The organism is Mesorhizobium sp. M1252 (assembly GCF_040318265.1).
In the GTDB taxonomy this organism is placed as follows: Bacteria; Pseudomonadota; Alphaproteobacteria; order Rhizobiales; family Rhizobiaceae; genus Mesorhizobium.
On sequence record NZ_JAMYLX010000007.1, the window covers coordinates 50538 to 68988 of the forward strand.

Sequence of the window (18451 nt, forward strand, 5' to 3'; positions counted from 1 at the left end):
ATGGCTGAATTTTCGCTGTCCGATCTGGAAACGATCATTGGCGAACGCGCCCGTTCCGGCGACCCGGACTCGTGGACGGCAAAACTGTTCGCCAAAGGCATCGACAAGGCGGCGCAGAAGCTTGGTGAAGAGGCAGTCGAGACCGTCATTGCCGCCGTCAAGGGCGACGAGAAAGCCCTCGTTTCCGAAAGTGCCGATCTCATATATCATTGGCTCGTCGTGCTTGGCATGGCCGGCGTTTCGCTGGGCGAGGTGCTGAAGGAGCTTGAGGGCCGCACCGGCCGTTCGGGCGTCACTGAAAAGGCATCCCGGCCGAAAGGCTGACCGCTAGAGCCGGATGATTTCGGGCCGAGGCCTTAAATCTGAATCCGTCTCTAAATTGATAGAGGGAGCATGATGTCGCCCGAAAACCGCTTCACACTTTTCGGCATCATGCTCTAGAGGGCAGGAAACTCGATGGACCAGCTCGCTCCGACCGAGAAATATTCCCCCTATCGTTTCTTCTCGGCCGAGCAATGGTCGAACTTCCGCGCCGACACGCCGATGACGCTGGGCGAAGACGAGATCAACCGTCTGCGCTCGCTGAACGATCCGGTCGACCTGGAAGAAGTTAAGCGCATCTATCTGTCGCTGTCGCGGCTGCTTTCGGCGCATGTCGAGGCCAGCCAGCTGCTGTTTCGCCAGCGCCAGGCCTTCTTCAACGCGCTGGATGTGGTCAAGACACCGTTCATCATCGGCATTGCCGGTTCGGTTGCGGTCGGCAAATCGACCACGGCGCGCGTGCTGAAGGAGCTTCTGGCGCGCTGGCCGTCGAGCCCCAAAGTCGATCTCATCACCACCGACGGTTTTCTCTTACCCAACAAGGTGTTGCGGCGCGACAATCTGATGGAGCGCAAGGGCTTTCCTGACAGCTACGATGTCGGTGCGCTGCTGCGTTTCCTCTCGGGCATCAAGTCGGCGCAGCGCAATGTCCGCGCGCCCGTCTATTCGCATTTGACCTATGACGTCATTCCCGGCGAGTTCGTCACCATCGACCGGCCAGACATTCTGATCTTCGAAGGCATCAACGTTCTGCAACCCGGCAAATTGCCGAAGGACGGCAAGATCGTGCCGTTCCTGTCGGATTTCTTCGATTTCGCCATTTATATAGATGCCGACGAGAAGCTGATCCACCAATGGTACATCGCCCGCTTCATGCGCCTGCGCGAGACGGCCTTCCGCAATCCGGACTCCTTCTTCCACCGCTATTCGCAGCTTTCGGAAGACGCCGCGCGCGCCATTGCGGAAGGCTTGTGGGCCAACATCAACCTGAAAAACCTGCGCGAGAACATCGTGCCGACACGGGCGCGGGCCGACCTCATCCTGCGCAAGGGCGCCAATCACCTGGTCGAGGAAGTGGCGCTCAGGAAACTGTGAAATCCTGCCCTATCGGTTGAAATCAAAGGCTATAACTTAAAGTCATCTTAACCCAGACTCGCCTATTGTTGCGCGTGATCCGCGGGCTTGGGCAGGCAATGAACGCGCCATTCCTTCATATCGATCGGCCGGCAGCAGGCCCCCCCGTGCGTCCGCAGGACGGGACGGCGACCGTTGCGCTGATCGTGCCGGTGCACAACGAGGAAGCCGCGATCGCTCCGTTTCTCAAGGCGGTCTGCGCAAGCATCGACCCGCTGAAGGAAACGTTCGAGCTCATCTTCGTCAATGACGGCAGCACGGACGCCACGCTGGAGCGGCTGATCGAGGCGCAGCGCGCCGATCCGCGCATCCAGGTGATCGACCTGTCGCGCAATTTCGGCAAGGAAGCCGCGATGACCGCCGGGCTCGATTGCTGCGACGCCGATGCCGCCATCCCGATCGACGTCGACCTGCAGGATCCGCCGCATGTCATTCCGCTGCTGATCGAAACATGGCGCGAAGGCTTCGAGGTGGTCCTGGCCAAGCGCACCGACAGGTCGAGCGACAGTTTCGTCAAGCAGCGCTCTGCCTCGATGTTCTACCGCGTCCACAACTGGATCGCGCAGCAGAAGATTCCGCACGATGTCGGCGACTTCCGGCTGATCGACCGCCAGGTGATCGAGGCGCTGCGTTCGCTGCCGGAGCGTCGCCGCTTCATGAAAGGCCTGTTTGCCTGGGTCGGGTTCCGCACCGCAACGGTCGAGTATGTCCGCGACCAGCGCATCGCCGGGCAGTCGAAATTCTCCGGCTGGAAGCTGTGGAACTTCGCGCTTGAGGGCATCACCAGCTTCTCCACCGCGCCGCTTGAGATCTGGACCTATGTCGGCGCTGTCATCTCGGCGCTGTCGTTCCTGTACGGCTTGGTGATCGTCGCCAAGACGATGATCTTCGGTATCGACGTGCCCGGCTATGCTTCGCTGCTGGTCAGCGTGCTGTTCCTCGGCGGCATCCAGCTGCTCGGCATCGGCATTGTCGGGCAGTATCTCGGCAGGGTCTATGCCGAGATCAAACAGCGCCCGATCTACATCGTGCGACGCACATTCGGGGGCACCGACTGATGGAACTCGACGCCTATCGCAACATGGCAGCGACCGAAGACAAGCACTGGTGGTTCTGCGGCCGCCGGGCCATTGCCGAAGCCGTCATTCGTGGTCTTGACCTGCCGCAGGTCGCGAAAATACTTGAAATCGGCGCCGGCACCGGCGGCAACATCGCCATGCTGGAACAGTTCGGTAAGGTCTGCGCAGTCGAAATGAGCGATCTCGCGCGGCAGATCGCGCGTGAGAAGACCGGCCACGACTTTCTTCCCGGTCACCTGCCCGACAACATCCCGGTCGCACCGGCAAGCTTCGATCTCATCTGCCTGTTCGACGTGCTGGAGCATGTCGCCGAGGACGAGGCCTCCCTGGAGGCGATCCGCCACATGCTGAAACCGGGCGGCCGGGTGGTGCTGACGGTTCCGGCGCATCAGTGGCTGTGGAGCACGCATGACGTCGGCCTGCATCACATGCGCCGCTATTCGCGCAGCCTGCTGCGTGGGCGCATCGAAAAGGCCGGGTTCGCGATCGACCGACTAAGCTATACCAACGCCGCGCTCTTTCCCGTCGCGGCACTGGCACGGCTGATGGACAGAGTGCGCAAGCCGCCCCGGCCAGCAGGCCATGCGACGCCGCCGAAGCCCATCAATGCAGCGATGAAGGCAATGTTTTCGGCTGAGGGCCATATCGTGCCGAATGCAGCGCTGCCGTTCGGCGTTTCGTTGCTGGCGGTGTTTCGCAACGACGTAGCGTCCGATGGCCGTCGCTTCGGCGACCGGCTGGCGGCCTGACCGCATCATGCCCGGCGTTGGCTTGTATCGTCGCCTGTCGCGCTTTGCCCTGATTGGCATAGCATCGACGCTGATTTATGCGATTTGCGCTTTCCTGCTGTCGGCACTTCCGGGCTCCGCCTTGCCGGCGGCGTCGGCTTCGGTCGTCGCCTACATCATTGCGGCGTTCTTCTCCTATGCCGGCCATAAATACGTGACCTTCGTCTCGTCGGGTTCGCATGGATTCGAAGCCCCGCGCTTCTTTCTGCTGACAGCACTTGGGCTCGGTTTTTCCTGGTTGTTGCCGCTGATCCTGGTCAATGGTCTTGGTGCCAAACCGGTGCTGTCGATCGCTGTGATCTGCGTCGTCGTGCCGGCGTTCAATTATTTCGTCCTCGATCGGTGGGTGTTCGCGCCCGGCGCCAGGATACGGGCAGCATCATGAGTGTCTCGAACGACGTTGGTGCCCTGAACGGCTGGCGCAGCCATGATCTGGCGACGTCATTGCTTTCCAATCGCAATCTCCTCGCCATCGCCGCCATCACGATCTTCTCGGTCGTCTATCAGACGCGTTGGGGAACGATACCGGACACGAGTTGGCTGATCACGGTCTGCGAACGTATGCTCTCCGGCGAGCGACTTTATTCCCAAATCTACGAGACCAATCCTCCGTTCAGCGTATGGCTTTATTTGCCGCCAGTGGCTGCGGCCAAGGCGCTGGGAATCGCTCCGGAAATTCTGGTTCAGGCCTGGACATATCTGGCTGCACTTGTCGGGCTTTCGTTCTCGGGCGCGATCGTCAAGCGCGCCGGCTTTGCCGAAACGGCATCGCTGTTTGCGCTGGCGCCTGCCTTCTACGCGATGCTGGTGATCTTTCCCGGCAATGCCTTCAGCGAGCGCGAGCACATCGGCATTGCGCTGTTCATGCCGCTGTTGGCGCTTCACGCCTGGCGCGCACGGGAAGATGCGGCGGCGCCACCGAGCGCGGGTCTTGCCGTTCTTGCCGGCCTGTCGGGCAGTGTGCTGCTTCTTGTCAAACCCTATTATGCGATCATGGTGCTGGCGCCGGCGCTGCTCGTTGCAGCGCGTCGGCGCAGCTTGAGGCCCGTTTTCGCCCTGGAGCACTGGGTCATCGGCGGGGTCTGTGTTGCCTATGGCGGGCTGATCACACTGATCTACCCGGAATTCCTTCGCGACGTTTATCCGCTGCTGGCGGAGGTCTATTCAAATATCACCATTTTCTGGCCTATCATCGGCCGCTACATTTTTGCGTGGTTTTTTTTGCTGACCTCAGTTTGTCGGATGTGGCCAGCCAGGCGGTTTCCCGAGTTGGCGGCGGTAGCGTTGACCGCATCTATCGCCGCTATGTTACCGTTGTTCTATCAGGCGAAAGGTTGGCCCTATCACGCCTATCCAGTCAATTTCTGCATGGTGGCATCCATTATTTGTTTGCTGGCAATCCCGAAGTCCGAGCGGCAATCGTCGACTTTGTTGCCCTTTTTGTCAGGTCCAACACGTGCTCTGGGGTTGGCGGGCCTGGCGGTCGCCTTCCTTCCGTATTGGATCACGCTGAAGCCAGATGCCGCGATGGTAGCCACCACGCGTGCCGCGACCTATCGACCGACGGTCGCGTTGATGGGTTCCGACCTATCGGCCGGACATCCACTGGTTCGAATGATCGACGGGCAGTTCGTTTCTACCCATGTAAGCGATTGGCTGGGAGCGTTCTCGCTCTATCTGTCCATGGCGGCGATCCTTTCCGGTGATACCGCCAAAGCGACGCACTATGATGCGATCGTGGTGCGCTATGCTGAAAGCAAACTAGAAGAGTTCGAGCGCCTGCGTCCTGATATCATCGTCTTCGAGAAAGACGACACTTACTGGACAGACCGACTGAAGAAACGCTTTGGCTTTGGCACCATCCTGGCCCAATATCATTGGCTCGCGGAAAACGACGCTGTGCGCGTTTATCTGCGCAACGACTACATCCGTCCCACCCCTCCGCCAGATAAGCTCGTCATATCGCTCTCGTCACCCGCCGCAGCGTCAGATTGATCCGGCCGCCATTTTTCAGCAGCGCCGAGGTCGACGGATAGATGCGGTCGACGCCGTGGAAGCAGAGCCGGCCTTCGCCGCCGAGCACGACGACGTCGCCGCTTTTCAGGCGGAACGATTTGGTACCGCCGTCGCGTGTGGCCCCCCTGCCCGTCACTTGGCCGACCCGGAACAGGCAATCGTCGCCAAGTGACACCGAGACCACTGGGGCCGAGAAATCGGCTTCGTCGCGATCCTGGTGCAGACCCATTTTGGCGTCCTGCGTATAGAAATTGACCAGGCAGGCCTCCGGCGGGTTCGGATAGGCGGCGACCTCCCGCCACAATTGCAGCAGCGCGTCCGGGATCGGCGGCCATGGCTCTCCGGTGAGTGGGTGCGTTGGCTGGTAGCGATAGCCCAACTCCTTGTCAGTGACCCAGCCGAGCGTGCCGCAATTGGTCATGCGCACGCTCATCTCCTTGCCGGTCCGCGGCATCGCCGGCACGTACAGCGGCGCCCGCTGTACAATGGTCCTCACCTCTTCGACCAGCGCTTCCTGCGCCGCGCGGGACAGATAACCAGGCAAGTGGCGGACGCCTTTGGGCAGAACGAGCATGACTTCGCCTCCGGTTGATACTGAAACCATGCCACCGCCAATCAGAAACGGCGACCCGAAAGCCACCGTTGTCGGCCTCCCTTTCTGTGGCAATGGTGAAACCTTGCGGCTACGGTTCCGAAGGGGAGGCCGCTTTATGCACGCAGTCGGCGCGGTCCTTAGTCGTTCTCTACCCGGCCGCGCAGCTTTTTGATCGTGCCGCGCCCTGCCTTGCTTTGCAGCCGCCGCTCCACCGAGCCTTTCGACGGCCTGGTCTTCTTGCGCGGCGGCGGCGGCGGTTCCGCGGCCTTGGCGACCAGCGCCGTCAGCCTTGCCCGGGCATCGGCCCGGTTCTGCTCCTGGGTGCGGAAGCGGCCGGCCTCGATGACGATGACGCCGTCCTTGGTGGCGCGCTGGCCGGCGAGCTTGATCGTGCGCGCGCGCACGCGTTCGGACAGGCCAGCCGCATTGGCGGCGTCGAAGCGCAACTGGACCGCGGTCGCCACCTTGTTGACGTTCTGGCCGCCGGGACCCGACGAGCGGATGAAATCCTCGTGCAGGTCGCCCGGATGGATTACGGCTTCGTCTGATATGATGATGTCATCGATCGGCATGCCGCAGTCATGGCGCGGCGGACCAAAAAAGAAAAGGCCCGATCGAGACCGCGCCTTTCAAGGATGCTTCGGTGAAGATGCCTGGACTATTCCGCAGCTTCCTGCAGGCGGGGTGCTGCGCCGAGCACGACGGCATCGACATGGCTCTCGAATTTCTCGAAGTTGACGGCGAACATGCCGACCAATCGCGCTGCCTGCCGGTCATAGGCTGCCTTGTCGGCCCAGGTCGAACGCGGGTCGAGAATGGCGCTCTCGACGCCAGGCACAGCAACCGGCACCTCGAAGCCGAAATTGGCGTCGGTGCGGAAACCGGACGCCTTCAGCGAACCGTCAAGCGCTGCGGCCAGCAAGGCGCGCGTCGCCTTGATCGGCATGCGCTTGCCGGTGCCGTAGGCGCCGCCGGTCCAGCCGGTGTTGACCAGCCAGCAATCGGCGCCGTGGCGGGCGATCAGCTCACGCAGCAGATTGCCGTATTCCTTGGGGTGGCGCGGCATGAACGGGGCGCCGAAGCAGGTCGAGAAGGTCGCTTCCGGCTCGGTAACGCCCTTCTCGGTGCCGGCCACCTTGGCGGTGTAGCCGGAGAGGAAGTGATACATCGCCTGCGCCGGGGTCAGCCGTGCGATCGGCGGCATGATGCCGAAGGCATCGGCGGTCAGCATGATGATGTTTTTCGGGTGGCTGGCCCGTCCGCTCTTCGAGGCATTGGGGATGAAATCCAGCGGATAGGCGCAGCGCGTGTTTTCGGTGAGCCGGCCGTCGTTGAAGTCCGGCACGCGGTCGGCGTCGAGCACGACATTTTCCAGCACCGTGCCGAAGCGCTGCGTGGTGGCGAAAATCTCCGGCTCGGCCTCGGCCGACAGCCGGATCGTCTTGGCGTAGCAGCCGCCTTCGAAGTTGAAGATGCCGTGCGGTCCCCAGCCGTGCTCGTCGTCGCCGATGAGTGTACGTGACGGATCGGCCGACAGCGTCGTCTTGCCCGTCCCGGAAAGCCCGAAGAAGATCGCCGCGTCGCCGCCCGGGCCCTCATTGGCCGAGCAGTGCATGGGCATGACGCCCTTTTCCGGCAGCAGATAGTTCAGCATGGTGAACACCGACTTCTTCATCTCGCCGGCATAGGAGGTGCCGCCGATCAGAACGATCTTGCGGGTGAGATCGACCGCAATCACCGTATCGGTGCGGCTGCCGTGACGGGCCGGATCGGCGCGGAAGGACGGCAGGTCGATGATCGTCATCTCCGGCACGAAATCCTCGAGTTCGGCGGCCTGCGGGCGGATCAAAAGATTGCGGATGAACAGCGAGTGCCAGGCGAATTCGGTGATGATCCGCGTCGGCAGCTTCAGCTCGGCATCGGCGCCGCCGATCAGGTCCTGGACATAAAGGTCCCTGTCGGCCGCATGGGCAAGGAAATCGGCAAGTAATGTTTCGAACTGAGCCGGCGAAATCGCCTTGTTGTTATCCCACCAGATATGCGGCTCGGTGGCACTGTCGCGGACGACAAACTTGTCCCTGGGCGAGCGGCCGGTGTGCTGGCCGGTCTCGGCAAGCAGCGCGCCATGCGCGGTCAGCCTTGCCTCGCCACGGCGGATCGCGTCCTCGTACAGCGCGGCGGCACCGAAATTATAACGCACCGTTCCGGTAGTTTTCAGTCCGATGCGATCGATCGCGCAGGCGGAATTGCGTTTGCCGACTTCCGACATCAAGGGTCCCTTCTTCTGGAATCGCCGCACTTTGCCGTCGTATTTCCGGCAGGCCCGCGAAGTGGGCTAAGATGGTCAGAACCAGAAAACCCAAATGATATCAAATCATTAATCGATTTAAAAAAATTGAAAGTTGTTTAAATCGTTTATATATGCAAAAAATTACAGTGGTTACCCAAAGGATTGGCCAGGGTCAGGCGTCCAATCTGCATAGAGGTGCGGGATGGGTCACCGGCAAGCCTTCCGTGACAGCGGACGGAGCCTGTGCCACATTTTGTACCTAATTTGTCCTGCAAAAGCCCTTTCTCTTATCGAAGAAGGGACAGTTCATGAGGGAGCCGCTTGAAATGGCAACAATCGCGCTTGTCGATGACGACCGCAACATTCTGACATCGGTGTCGATCGCCCTCGAGTCCGAGGGGTATCGCGTCGAGACCTACACGGATGGTGCGTCGGCGCTGGAAGGCCTGGCGGCGCGGCCGCCGAATCTCGCCATCCTCGACATCAAGATGCCGCGCATGGACGGCATGGAGCTGTTGCGCCGGATGCGGCAGAAGTCCGACCTGCCGGTGATCTTCCTGACCTCGAAGGACGATGAGATCGATGAGCTTTTCGGCCTCAAGATGGGCGCCGACGATTTCATCCGCAAACCGTTCTCGCAGCGCCTGCTGGTCGAGCGGGTGCGCGCCGTGCTGCGCCGCGCCAGCGCCCGCGAAGCTGCGGCAAAGGCGCCCAGCCAGCAGGCCCGTTCGCTCGAACGCGGCCAGCTCGTCATGGACCAGGAACGCCATACCTGCACCTGGAAGGGCGAGCCGGTGACGCTGACGGTCACCGAATTTCTCATCCTGCACTCGTTGGCGCAGCGCCCCGGCGTGGTAAAAAGCCGTGATGCGCTGATGGATTCGGCCTATGATGAGCAGGTCTATGTCGACGACCGCACCATCGATAGCCACATCAAGCGGCTGCGCAAGAAGTTCAAGGCCGTCGATGACGACTTCGAAATGATCGAAACCCTTTACGGAGTCGGATACCGGTTCCGCGAAGCTTGAGTTGATGCATGTCGCCCAAAAGTGGTCGCGGTTTTTGGGACGACGACATGCATAAAACCAAAGACTAGGCGGGAGCTGCTATTCGATGGCAGTGGATGTACAGCGGAGCAGACGAACGAGCGCTGTCAGGCGGTCGCGGATTCTGCCCGCATTCCTGTCGAGGTTGACGGTGCCGATGCGCCGCTTCCTCGGCCACCACATCTTTTCCAGCCTGACCCGGCGCATCCTGTTCCTCAACCTGGCCGGCCTCGCCGTGCTGGTCACCGGCATCCTCTATCTCAACACCTTCCGCGACGGGCTGATCGACGCCCGCGTCGAAAGCCTGATGACGCAGGGCGAGATCATCGCCGGCGCCATTGCCGCGTCGGCAACGGTCGAGACCGATTCGATCAGCATCGATCCGGAAAAACTACTCGAACTGCAGGCCGGTGAAAGCCTGGGGCCGGGCTCAGACCAGCTCGACAATCTGGATTTCCCGATCAATCCCGAGCGCGTCGCGCCGGTGCTGCGGCGGCTGATTTCGCCGACGCGCACCCGGGCCCGCATCTATGACCGCGACGCCAATCTGCTGCTCGATTCGCGCCATCTCTATTCGCGCGGCCAGATCCTGCGCTACGACCTGCCGCCGGTCGAGGACGAGCAGCCGGATATGCTGGAGCGCGTGCAGAAATTCGTCTTCGACTTCTTCCGCAACAAGGACCTGCCCGTCTACCATGAGCAGCCCGGCGGCAACGGTGCGGCCTTCCCGGAAGTGGTCAAGGCGCTGACCGGCAGTCCGTCGACGATCGTGCGGGTGAGCGAACAGGGCGAGCAGATCGTTTCGGTGGCGGTGCCGATCCAGCGCTTCCGCGCCGTTCTCGGCGTGCTGATGCTGTCGACGGAAGGCGGCGACATCGACAAGATCGTCGCTGCCGAGCGCAAGGCTATTTTGCGCGTGTTCGGCATCGCCGCCCTGGTCACCGCCATCCTGTCGATGCTGCTCGCATCCACCATCGCCAATCCGCTGCGCCGGCTATCGGCGGCGGCAGTGCGGGTGCGGCGCGGCGTCAAGAGCCGCGAGGAGATCCCCGACTTTTCCGACCGCCAGGACGAGATCGGCAATTTGTCGGTCGCGGTGCGCGATATGACCAATGCGCTCTATGCCCGCATCGAGGCGATCGAAAGCTTCGCCGCCGATGTCTCGCACGAGCTGAAGAACCCGCTGACGTCGCTGCGCAGCGCGGTGGAGACCTTGCCGCTGGCCAAGAACGACAATTCACGCGGCAGGCTGATGGAGATCATCCAGCACGATGTCCGGCGTCTCGACCGGCTGATCACCGACATTTCCGATGCCTCGCGCCTAGACGCCGAACTGGCGCGTGAGGATGCCGCCACGGTCGATTTGAAGAAATTCATCACCGATCTCGTCGCCGTGTCGCGCGAAGCGACGCGCAACAAAAAGGCTGTCGAGATCGAATTCAAGGCCGCCAAGCTGCCGCAAGGCGTCAAAGGCTATTTCGTCACCGGCCATGATCTCAGGATCGGCCAGGTCATCACCAATCTGATCGAGAATGCCCGCTCCTTCGTGCCGGAGGACCACGGCCATATCGCCATTTCCCTGGCACGCTCGGGCAAGGTCAACATCGTCACCGTCGACGACAACGGCCCCGGAATCCGCGCCGACGCCATCGACCGCATCTTCGAGCGCTTCTACACCGACCGCCCGGCCGGCGAGGCGTTCGGCCAGAATTCGGGGCTTGGCCTGTCGATATCCAGGCAGATCGTCGAAGCCCATGGCGGCACGCTGACCGCCGAGAACATCCCCGGCACCAAGCCCGGCGACATCAAGGGCGCGCGCTTCGTCGTTACGCTGCCGGCAGAAGGCTGATCGCGGCTGCGCATGCCCGATCCCACCGCGGAACCCGAGAACATCCATGCCACCGCAGTCCTGATTGGCGAGCGGGGCGTCCTGATCACCGGGCCGTCCGGCTCGGGCAAGACAACGCTGGCGCTGGCGCTCATCGACCATTTCAGCCGGCTCGGGCTGTTTACGCGGCTGATCGGCGACGACCAGCTGTTTGTCGCGGCGCGTTTCGGGCGGCTGGTCTGCCATGCGCCCGCCAGCATTGCCGGCCTCACAGAGGTGCCCGGGCTTGGTCCGAAGCCGCTTTTGTTCCAACCTGTGGGGGTCATCGACCTTACGATCCAGCTGGTTGCCGCAAACGCTGTGGAGCGTTTCCAGGAAGAGTCGAGCGCGACCATTGCCGGCTGTGTGGTGCCGCGCATCGACCTCGTTCAGCGCAACGTCACTGCGGCTTTGCCGGCGGTAATGGCGCGGCTGGCGATTGCGCCTTTCGTATGATCCGCCGCCGGTTTTTTGCTGCAATGCGTCAAATTGGCCATGGCCGACGCAATTTTGGGCTTGTCAACGCGCCGCGCGTCGACAAGATAGCGCTCCCGCCGCCTGGGATGGCCGGCGAGCATAAAAAGCGCCTGTGAAGCGGCGATGACGGGAGCCACCATAGAATGATCGGACTCGTGCTTGTAACGCACGGTCAACTGGCCGCCGAGTTCCGCCATGCCGTGGAACATGTCGTGGGGCCACAAGACAATTTCGAAACCGTGGCAATCGGCGCCGATGACGATATGGAGCAGCGTAGGCGCGATATCGTCGACGCCGTCGGCCGCGTCGACACCGGAACCGGGGTCATCGTTCTGACCGATATGTTCGGCGGCACGCCTTCCAACCTTGCCATTTCGGTGATGGAATCCGGTCGCACCGAGGTCATCGCCGGCATGAACCTGCCGATGCTGATCAAGCTGTCGTCGATCCGCAAGGGCGACAACATGGCGACCGCGCTCGACGAGGCGCAGGCCGCGGGGCGCAAATACATCAACGTCGCAAGTCAGCTGCTGAGCAGCAAATGAACGCGCTGTCGCCCAGTGAGATCGTGCGCGAGTTCCCGATCGTCAACCAGCGCGGCCTGCATGCGCGAGCCTCGGCGAAGTTCGTCCAGGTCGCCAGCGGCTTCGACGCCACCGTCCATGTCGAGAAGGATGGTCTCAAGGTCGGCGGCACCTCGATCATGGGGCTGATGATGCTGGCGGCGAGCCCCGGTTATTCGATCCGCGTCACAGCCAGCGGCGCTGAAGCCGCAGCGGCGATGGACGCGCTGGAGCAGCTGGTCGCCTCGCGCTTCGGCGAAGAGTGCTGAAGTTTTTGCTTTGAACGCCGTTGTCCCAAAACCGCGGGATACTTTTGGGCGGCATGCATCCCCGTAAACACATACGCGCATAAAGATTTCTTTATATCCCATTGTCGTCTTGGCGGCGATCTGCTAGTCAGGCCGGCATTCCGCGCCCTTCGACGCGCCGTGTGGCGCAGGCGCATTCTGAAGACAAATCACACCGGAGCACTGCCATGACAGGTAGCAAGGACTATGTGGTCGCCGACATCTCGCTTGCCGGCTGGGGCCGCAAGGAACTCGATATCGCCGAAACCGAAATGCCGGGCCTGATGGCCTGCCGCGAGGAATTCGGCGACAAGAAGCCGTTGAAAGGTGCGCGCATCACCGGCTCGCTGCACATGACCATCCAGACTGCGGTGCTGATCGAGACGCTGAAGGCGCTTGGCGCCGATATCCGCTGGGCCTCGTGCAACATCTTCTCGACCCAGGACCATGCGGCCGCAGCCATCGCCGAGGCCGGCATCCCGGTGTTCGCCGTCAAGGGCGAGTCGCTCGAGGAGTATTGGGACTACACCGACAGGATCTTCCAGTGGGCCGATGGGGGCCTCTCCAACATGATCCTCGACGATGGCGGCGACGCCACCATGTACATACTGATCGGCGCCCGCGCCGAGGCCGGCGAGGACGTGCTGTCCAACCCGCAGAGCGAGGAAGAGGAATACTTCTACGCCCAGGTCAAGAAGCGCCTGAAGGCCTCACCCGGCTTCTTCACCAAGCAGAAGGAAGCCATTCGCGGCGTCACCGAAGAGACGACGACGGGCGTCAACCGGCTCTACCAGCTGCAGAAGAAGGGCCTGCTGCCCTTCCCGGCGATCAACGTCAACGACTCGGTCACCAAGTCGAAGTTCGACAACAAATATGGCTGCAAGGAATCGCTGGTCGACGGCATCCGCCGCGGCACCGACACCATGATGGCCGGCAAGGTTGCGGTCGTCTGCGGCTATGGCGACGTCGGCAAGGGCTCGTCGGCTTCGCTCAAGGGCGCCGGCGCCCGCGTCAAGGTCACGGAAGTCGATCCGATCTGCGCGCTGCAGGCGGCGATGGACGGCTTTGAAGTCGTCACGCTGGAAGATGCCGCACCAACCGCCGACATCGTCATCACCACCACCGGCAACAAGGATGTCGTCACCCTCGACCACATGCGCTCGATGAAGGACATGGTGATCGTCGGCAATATCGGCCACTTCGACAATGAGATCCAGGTCGCGTCGCTGCGCAACCTGCAATGGACCAACGTCAAGCCGCAGGTCGACATGATAACCTTCCCGGACGGCAAGCGGATGATCCTGCTGTCCGAGGGGCGCCTGCTCAACCTCGGCAACGCGACCGGTCATCCGAGCTTCGTGATGTCGGCCTCGTTCACCAATCAGGTGCTGGCGCAGATCGAACTCTACACCAAGCCCGGCCAGTACCAGAACCAGGTCTATGTGCTGCCCAAGCACCTCGACGAGAAGGTGGCGCGTCTGCATCTCGACAAGCTCGGAGCCCGCCTAACCGAACTGTCCGGCGAACAGGCCGCCTATATCGGCGTGACCCCGCAGGGTCCGTTCAAGCCGGAACACTACCGCTATTAACAGAAGCGGCGTTTATCACTAGATATTGAAGCCGGGCGATTGACTTTTCGCCCGGCTTCTTTTTTGCGCGGATGATTCTTCACGCCGATTCCAGCACGCGCTATTGTGCTGATTCGTGGGCCGGGGACGAGGGCCGGCGTACGCATCGAGAGCATGATTCGAACCGAAGGACCGCGTCAGCGAAAAGTGGGAAGCGGTTTTCGGAAAAGATCATGCTCTTCAAGAGAGAGTTAGGTCAGAAGGGCGTTTCTACCAAACGTGATCCTGATCTGGGCGGTCTTGCATTCAGGCGGCGAAGAGGACCAAGGCATGCCGGGGGAAAACCCGCCTCGCGCGGGATCGGCCGTTTCCGGCGGCCATGACGATTCCGATAGCACTGGCTCCGTCACGACAGGCGGTGGCCTGAAGAGGCGCGTCGGCGCCCGCACCGCCGGCTTTCTTGCCACCTCAGCTCTTGCCGGCCCGCTCACCTCGTTTGCAGCCCATGCCGAGCCGGCCATTGCGCAGAAGGCCGGACTGTCGGTCAGCGCGGTCGAAGTCATCCAGCTCGCCATGTTCGTCGGCGTCATGGGCGCGGCACTGCTCTCGGCCATCTTCCTGATCCGCGAAAGAGCCCGCACCTCGGCGCAGAATGTCGAACTCAGAGCCCGCATTGCCGACATCAATGCGGCGCTGCAGCGCTCCGAGGCGCTGCTCAATCTGCGTGACCAGCGCGTCATCGTCTGGGCGTCCGAGAACAAGAAGCCGGAGCTGATCGGCACGCTGCCGCTGGAAAGCGGCGCGCCGGACGACCGTGCAGCCTTCCTCGCCTTCGGCCGCTGGCTGATGCCGCGCTCGGCGGCGGCGCTCGAAAATGCCGTCGCTGGTCTGCGCGAGAAAGCGAAACCCTTTGATCTCGTGATCGAATCGCAGGCCGGGGCGCCGCTTGAAGTGCATGGCCGCAAGAGCGCCGCGCATGTGCTGGTGCGCTTCGTCTCGCTGTCGGAAACTCAGAGGAGCCAAGCCAGGCTGAAGATCGAGAACCAGCGTCTGGCTGCCGACTACGAGACCATGATCGGCCTGCTCGACGCCTTGCCGATGCCGGCCTGGCTGCGCGCCACCGACGGGCGGCTGAAATGGGTCAACCGTGCCTATGCCGGAGCGGTCGAGGCACCGAACGCCGAGACCGCCGTGCGCGAAGCCAAGGAATTCCTCGGCGCCCAAGCGCGCGAACAGATCGCCGCGCAGCACAAATCGCGCCCAATCTTCGAACAAACGCTGTCGACGGTGATCGAGGGCGACCGCCGCGTGTTCGCCGTCACCGACTTCGCCGGTGCGGACGGCTCGGCCGGCCTTGCCTGCGACACCAGCGCCACCGAAACCATTCGCGGCGAATATGAGCGCACGGTGCGCAGCCATGCCGACACGCTCGACCAGCTCAACACGGCGGTGGCGATCTTCGATGCCAACGAGAAGTTGCGCTTCTTCAACCAGGCGTTCCAGAAACTGTGGGGGCTGGACCCGGGCTTCCTGCACAGCGCGCCCGACAATGCGCTGCTGCTCGACCGGCTGCGCAGCGAAGGCAAGATCGCCGAGCAGCCGGAATGGCGGCGTTGGAAAGAAGGCCTGCTTGGCGCCTACCGCGCGGTGGAATCGCAAGAGCATTGGTGGCATTTGCCCGACGGCAAGACCATCCGCGTGGTCGCCAACCCGCAGCCGAAGGGCGGCGTGACCTGGGTGTTCGAGAACCTGACCGAGAAGATGGACCTGGAAAGCCGCTACCAGACGGCGGTGCGGGTCCAGGGCGAAACGCTCGACAATCTGGCCGAAGGCGTCGCGGTGTTCGGTCCCGATGGGCGGCTGCGCCTGTCGAACCCGGCCTTTGTCGCGCTGTGGGGACTGAGCCAGGATGTGATCAAGCCCAACGTCCATGTCTCGGCGATCCGCGATCTCAGCGACCAGCGCGCCGTCGACAGCCCGTGGGGCGGGTTCGTCGCCGCCATCACCGGTTTCGACGACGAGCGCCGCGACCGCCATGGCCAGACCGAACTGAAGAACGGCACAGTGCTCAGCTACGCCGTCATCCCGCTGCCCAACGGCCAGGTGATGATGACCTTTGTGGACGTCACCGACAGCGTCAATGTCGAGCGCGCGCTGAAGGACAAGAACGAAGCGCTGCAGAAATCCGACCAGCTGAAGAACGAGTTCGTGCAGCACGTCTCCTACGAGCTGCGCTCGCCGCTGACCAACATCATCGGCTTCACCGAGCTTCTGTCGCTGCCGGCGACCGGGCCGCTCAGCCCAAAGCAGCGCGAATATGTCGAGCATGTCGGCTCGTCATCCTCGGTGCTGCTCACCATCGTCAACGACATACTCGACCTCGCCACCGTCGACGCCGGCATCATGCAGCTCGACATTTCGGAAGTAAGCGTCGAGCGCACCATCGAGGCCGCGGCCGAACTGGTCGCCGACCGGCTGCAAGAGCATTCGATCAAGCTTCGGATCGATGCCGCTGCGGCGCCGAAGAGTTTTCACGGCGACGAGACCCGGGTTCGCCAGATCCTCTACAATCTGCTCAGCAACGCGGCCAATTACGCGCCGGAGGCGAGCACGATCACGCTCGCCTGCCGGCATTTGGAGCAAGGCGTGGAATTCTCCGTCCATGACAACGGCCCCGGCATGCCGCCGGACCTGCTCGATTCGGTGTTCCGCCGCTTCGAGCCGCGCACCAATGGCGGACGCCGGCGCGGCGCGGGCTTAGGCCTGTCGATCGTCAAGAGCTTTGTCGAACTGCATGGCGGCAGCGTGCGCATCGAGACCGGCAAGGACAAGGGCACCACCGTCATCTGCACCTTCCCCGATGCACCGTCGGGCATCCGCGCCGCGGCCGAGTAGCGGGCTCGATGACCGTTGTTGTGCTGGAGCGTTTTCTCGCCGACGAGGCTGCGACCGCAAGGTTCGGCGAGGACCTGGCCATGGCGCTGCGGCCGGGCGACGTGCTGGCGCTCAAGGGCGATCTCGGCGCCGGCAAGTCGACGCTGGCGCGGGCCCTGATCAGGGCGCTGGCCGATGATGCCGGCCTCGATGTGCCGAGCCCTACCTTCACCTTGGTGCAAAGCTACGACACGCGCATCCCCGTGCACCATTTCGATCTCTATCGCCTGTCCTCGGCCGGCGAGATGGACGAGCTGGGTTTCGACGAGGCGCTGCTGCAGGGCGCTGCCCTTGTCGAGTGGCCGGAACGGGCGGAGGCCGCTCTTCCGAGAACGTCGATCTGGATCGAACTCGTCCATCAGGACGAAGGACGATTGGCGAAACTATCGGGCCAAGGCGTTGCCTTCGAACGCGTGGCGCGATCGCTGGCGATGCGCGATTTCCTCAAAACGGCCGGTTGGGGCGACGCCGCGCGGCGCCATTTCGTCGGCGACGCCTCGGCGCGCTCTTACGAGATTGTTTCGCTCGCCGGCCTTGCGCCGCGCGTGCTGATGAATTCGCCAAGGCTGGTGCTAGGGCCGCCGGTGCGCGACGGCAAGCCCTATGCCGTGATCGCCCACACGGCGCAGTCGGTCACCGCTTTCGTCGCCATCGACAAGGCGCTGCTGTCGCAAGGTGTCAGTGTCCCAAAAATCCATGCCGAGGATCTCGAACGGGGCTTTCTGCTGCTGGAGCATCTGGGCTCGGAAGGTTTTCTCGACGGCAATGATGAGCCGGTGGCCGAGCGCTACGCGGCAGCGGCCGAATTGCTGGCGATGATGCATGGGAAGACCTGGCCGCAGCGCATGGAGGCCGTGCCGGGCGTCTTCCACGAGGTGCCGCCGTTCGATCGCGACGCCATGCTGATCGAAGCCGATCTCTTGGTCGATTGGTATGTGCCGATGGTGACCGGCAGCCCGGCAAGCGAGGCTTTACGCGCCGGCTATCACAGGGAATGGAACGCGGTTCTCGATCGGCTGGACACACAGGAATACACGCTGATGCTGCGCGACTTCCATTCGCCCAACATCATCTGGCGCGGTGACCGCAAAGGCCACGACCGCCTCGGCATCGTCGACGTCCAGGACGCGCTGATGGGTCCTGCGGCCTATGACGTTGCGTCGCTGGCCATGGATGCCCGCGTCACCGTTTCGCCCGATATCGAGCAGCGGACCGTGGACGCCTATGTCGCTGCGCGCCACGCCGCCGTCGGCTTCGATGAGGACGCCTTCCGCAGGGCCTATGCGATCATGGCGGCGCAGCGCAATTCAAAGATCCTCGGCATTTTCGTGCGGCTCGAAAAGCGCGACGGCAAGCCCTATTATCTCCGACACCTGCCGCGCATCCGCGATTATCTCAGGCGGGCGCTGGCGCACCCGGCGCTGTCCGGGCTTAAGGAGTTCTACATGGCACATGGCCTGCTGGAGGAACGGCTCCCGTGACCTTG

17 protein-coding genes are annotated in these 18451 nt (G+C 62.6%); 14 read left to right on the plus strand and 3 right to left on the minus strand.

What is annotated here, in order from left to right:
- The 6 genes from NKH22_RS15680 (at position 1) to NKH22_RS15705 (ending at position 5317) form a co-directional block, all read left to right on the plus strand.
- Complete coding sequence (locus NKH22_RS15680) at positions 1–324, plus strand: phosphoribosyl-ATP diphosphatase (protein WP_023681408.1); 324 nt, start codon at positions 1–3, stop codon at positions 322–324.
- Positions 325–456: 132 nt separating this feature from the next.
- Complete coding sequence (gene coaA, locus NKH22_RS15685) at positions 457–1416, plus strand: type I pantothenate kinase (protein ID WP_023672313.1); 960 nt, start codon at positions 457–459, stop codon at positions 1414–1416.
- Between the two features lie 146 nt (positions 1417–1562).
- On the plus strand, positions 1563–2513 hold the full coding sequence (locus tag NKH22_RS15690; protein WP_352758534.1) for a glycosyltransferase family 2 protein: 951 nt from the start codon (positions 1563–1565) through the stop codon (positions 2511–2513).
- Entirely contained in the window at positions 2513–3283 is a 771-nt protein-coding gene (locus tag NKH22_RS15695; protein WP_352758532.1) for a class I SAM-dependent methyltransferase, read from the plus strand. Before NKH22_RS15690 ends, NKH22_RS15695 begins: the two co-directional genes overlap by 1 nt.
- Positions 3249–3707: a GtrA family protein gene (locus NKH22_RS15700; RefSeq protein WP_352758530.1), complete on the plus strand. Its 459-nt coding sequence runs from the start codon at positions 3249–3251 to the stop codon at positions 3705–3707. The genes NKH22_RS15695 and NKH22_RS15700 overlap by 35 nt, the downstream gene beginning before the upstream one ends.
- Entirely contained in the window at positions 3704–5317 is a 1614-nt protein-coding gene (locus NKH22_RS15705; protein ID WP_352910037.1) for a hypothetical protein, read from the plus strand. Before NKH22_RS15700 ends, NKH22_RS15705 begins: the two co-directional genes overlap by 4 nt.
- On the opposite strand, the gene NKH22_RS15710 is transcribed toward NKH22_RS15705, so the two are convergent.
- The 3 genes from NKH22_RS15710 to NKH22_RS15720 all read right to left on the minus strand — a co-directional run bounded on the left by NKH22_RS15710 (position 5280) and on the right by NKH22_RS15720 (position 8202).
- On the minus strand, positions 5280–5912 hold the full coding sequence (locus tag NKH22_RS15710) for an alpha-ketoglutarate-dependent dioxygenase AlkB family protein (protein ID WP_352910040.1): 633 nt from the start codon (positions 5910–5912) through the stop codon (positions 5280–5282). The genes NKH22_RS15705 and NKH22_RS15710 overlap by 38 nt on opposite strands.
- 158 nt (positions 5913–6070) lie before the next feature.
- Positions 6071–6505, minus strand: coding sequence for an alternative ribosome rescue aminoacyl-tRNA hydrolase ArfB (gene arfB / locus NKH22_RS15715; protein ID WP_023672309.1), 435 nt, complete (start codon positions 6503–6505; stop codon positions 6071–6073).
- Positions 6506–6591: 86 nt separating this feature from the next.
- A complete protein-coding gene (locus NKH22_RS15720) occupies positions 6592–8202 on the minus strand; it encodes a phosphoenolpyruvate carboxykinase (protein WP_352910043.1) in 1611 nt (536 codons plus the stop codon).
- Between the two features lie 347 nt (positions 8203–8549).
- On the opposite strand from NKH22_RS15720, the gene NKH22_RS15725 reads away from it, so the two are divergent.
- The 8 genes from NKH22_RS15725 to tsaE all read left to right on the plus strand — a co-directional run bounded on the left by NKH22_RS15725 (position 8550) and on the right by tsaE (position 18446).
- Positions 8550–9251: a response regulator transcription factor gene (locus NKH22_RS15725; RefSeq protein WP_010912942.1), complete on the plus strand. Its 702-nt coding sequence runs from the start codon at positions 8550–8552 to the stop codon at positions 9249–9251.
- Between the two features lie 85 nt (positions 9252–9336).
- Positions 9337–11118, plus strand: coding sequence for a sensor histidine kinase (locus NKH22_RS15730; RefSeq protein ID WP_023672307.1), 1782 nt, complete (start codon positions 9337–9339; stop codon positions 11116–11118).
- Positions 11119–11130: 12 nt separating this feature from the next.
- The gene (locus NKH22_RS15735) at positions 11131–11592 is read left to right on the plus strand and encodes an HPr kinase/phosphorylase (RefSeq protein ID WP_352862092.1); all 462 of its coding nucleotides are present in this window, start codon (positions 11131–11133) and stop codon (positions 11590–11592) included.
- Between the two features lie 164 nt (positions 11593–11756).
- Positions 11757–12158, plus strand: coding sequence for a PTS sugar transporter subunit IIA (locus NKH22_RS15740; RefSeq protein WP_023672304.1), 402 nt, complete (start codon positions 11757–11759; stop codon positions 12156–12158).
- Positions 12155–12445, plus strand: coding sequence for an HPr family phosphocarrier protein (locus tag NKH22_RS15745; RefSeq protein ID WP_352910046.1), 291 nt, complete (start codon positions 12155–12157; stop codon positions 12443–12445). The genes NKH22_RS15740 and NKH22_RS15745 overlap by 4 nt, the downstream gene beginning before the upstream one ends.
- Before the next feature lie 206 nt (positions 12446–12651).
- Positions 12652–14052 carry an adenosylhomocysteinase gene (gene ahcY, locus NKH22_RS15750; protein WP_023681401.1) on the plus strand — a complete coding sequence of 467 codons (1401 nt, stop codon included), beginning with the start codon at positions 12652–12654 and terminating at the stop codon, positions 14050–14052.
- Positions 14053–14361: 309 nt separating this feature from the next.
- A complete protein-coding gene (locus NKH22_RS15755) occupies positions 14362–16926 on the plus strand; it encodes a sensor histidine kinase (protein WP_023695998.1) in 2565 nt (854 codons plus the stop codon).
- A gap of 8 nt (positions 16927–16934) precedes the next feature.
- Positions 16935–18446: a tRNA (adenosine(37)-N6)-threonylcarbamoyltransferase complex ATPase subunit type 1 TsaE gene (gene tsaE / locus NKH22_RS15760; protein ID WP_023821745.1), complete on the plus strand. Its 1512-nt coding sequence runs from the start codon at positions 16935–16937 to the stop codon at positions 18444–18446.
- Positions 18447–18451 lie beyond the last annotated feature (5 nt).